Consider the following 2,089-nt stretch of genomic DNA (forward strand, 5'->3'; position numbering starts at 1 on the left):
TGCGCGAGCACACCGTAGCGAGACCCCGAACCCGGCGAAGACCCCCGAACACGGCACAGCGCACAGCCACGAGGCGGTCCCCGCCCTGCTCGACCCCGAGAACTCGGCGATGCACCGTCGGAGAGACCCGCGCCGTCGTCCTGTGAACATCCACTCAGCACGCGGCGCGGCCCAACCGTCAGTAGCGGTAGCTCCCGGAGGTCATCAAGTAACGCAGCTGCGTCCGGGTTGCGACGCCCTGGGTGATGGACGGCATCGCGATGTCACCACTCCACGAATCAACGGGCGCTCCGTCGCTGACACCGCTGCCGAGGAGGAGGCCGTCGCTGCTCGACCTCTCGCCTGCTCCGAGCGAGTGACCGGTCACGCCCACCCCGGACGACGACGCGTTGACCATGATCCGGACCTGGTTGTTCGCGGGGTCCCAGACACCCGTGACGAAGGCCCACGTGCCCGGGGACGCGGACGTCTGAGCGGGACTGGTGCAGTCGACTGACGGGGTGTCGGTCTGTTCCTTGACGCAGAAGCGGTACTTGCCCTTGACGTACTGCAGGTAGAACGGCGAATTGGTCTGACCGTCGAGGGACATCGCCGTGTTGGTCTCGTCGACGGAGGTCTTCGAGGGCCGGAGCCATGCCGAGACCGTGTAGCTCTTCGTCGTGTCCACGATGGGACCCGAGGTCGTGCTGGTCCCTGCCGCCGCGAAGAAGCCGAGGTCGCTGTCCTTGGTGAAGCCTTCGCAGTCTGGGTCGATGGAGGTGAAGTAGTCGACGTCGCCGTGCACGCACCGGTACGCGTGTACGGGCTTCGTCCCCGTCGGCACATCGGCCGCCACCGTCCACGAGTAGCCGAGCTGCACACCAGAGTCGCTGCAGGCACGTCCGGTCGTCATGTCGCCGACCGACGTCGGACACGACCAGAGCAGCCGACTGTGCGAAGGCGCGGGTGCGGCGGGGCTCAGGAGTTCGCCCAGCGTGGACTGGAAGTCCTTGCCGGCTCGCGTGCGGGCTGTGACGGCGATGTGACCGTAGTCGCCGTAGTAGCGGTTGATCCGGACGAGGTCGTCTTGGTGGACACGCGTGGCGTCGAACGGACCGGCGTACCCGGTGTCATCGATGGGGCCGCTCGTGACCGCGCTCGGGTCGAGGGTCAACGACCGGGGGCTGGTCGGGGTCGATGCTTCGTCGAGGAGGACTCTTCGTGACCCGGAAGTGCCGTCGCCTGCCACGTGCCCTGAGCTCCCCGTCCAGGTGTGTGCAGCGCTCTCGCTGTCCACGGTCGGATCGGAGTCCGCCACGATGGGCCAACCCTGGTTCGAGGTGTCCGGAGATGCCGCGGTGACGGAGACGTTGCCGGCCTTGTCGATGCTCTTCACCCAGAGAACGCTGCTGTTGTCGGTCGGTGCGAACCGGATGGTCGCGGTCCGCGAGGACGTGGCGCACACGTACGTCACGATCCCGTCGTGCAGGCCGCAGTCCGGGAATCCGATGGCAGTGTTCGCCGCTGCCGTGACCGGCTGGATGTCCGAGCGAGAAGCGCTCACCCACCACGCGAACCCGGCGATCGACGCGTCCGTCGGCGTGGTGGCGGTGACGGAGGTCGCGACCCCGACGGTGTGCGGCTTGTCCACACCCGTCACCGACGGAGCCTTCGGAGGAGTCGAGTCGGAGTGGATGTAGCACCACGACGACCAGTCGCCCCACTCGCTGTCGTCGTTCGAACGCGCGCGGACAGCGAAGTCTCCGTCGGGCAGGTAGCCCTTCGGCAGGACTGCCGTCTGTGTTCCCGGTGCCCCTCGGACAGAGACGACTCCGTCACCGACGTGCGTTGCCAGGTCCGACGCCTTGTACACGTAGAACTTCGTCGCGAGGTTCTCCCCGTCGGGATCCGAGCTCTGCACCGAGAGAGTCAGGCTCTGCGCATCGTTGTTGATCCATGCGGCGGAATCAGTCGAGTCCCCGCACGTGCGGGTCGGCGAGGTGATCCGGAAGTGCGTCGGGGCGCTCGGGACGGTGTTGTACTCGATGGTGAGTGTGGCGTTGTAGGCGAAGTGTTTGCGGCTGAGGCTGCCTTCGGTGGGGGAGCGGAG

The 2,089-nt window shown here is 67.1% G+C and carries 1 protein-coding gene; it reads right to left on the minus strand.

Annotated elements, in window-relative coordinates; all coding sequences use genetic code 11:
- Positions 1-178 precede the first annotated feature (178 nt).
- The coding region (locus tag ITJ60_RS18690) for a LamG domain-containing protein (RefSeq protein WP_228510674.1) at positions 179-2,089 on the minus strand (1,911 nt) is incomplete at its 5' end.

Origin of the sequence: Curtobacterium sp. VKM Ac-2884 (assembly GCF_015350945.1) — a bacterium.
Taxonomy (GTDB): domain Bacteria; phylum Actinomycetota; class Actinomycetes; order Actinomycetales; family Microbacteriaceae; genus Curtobacterium.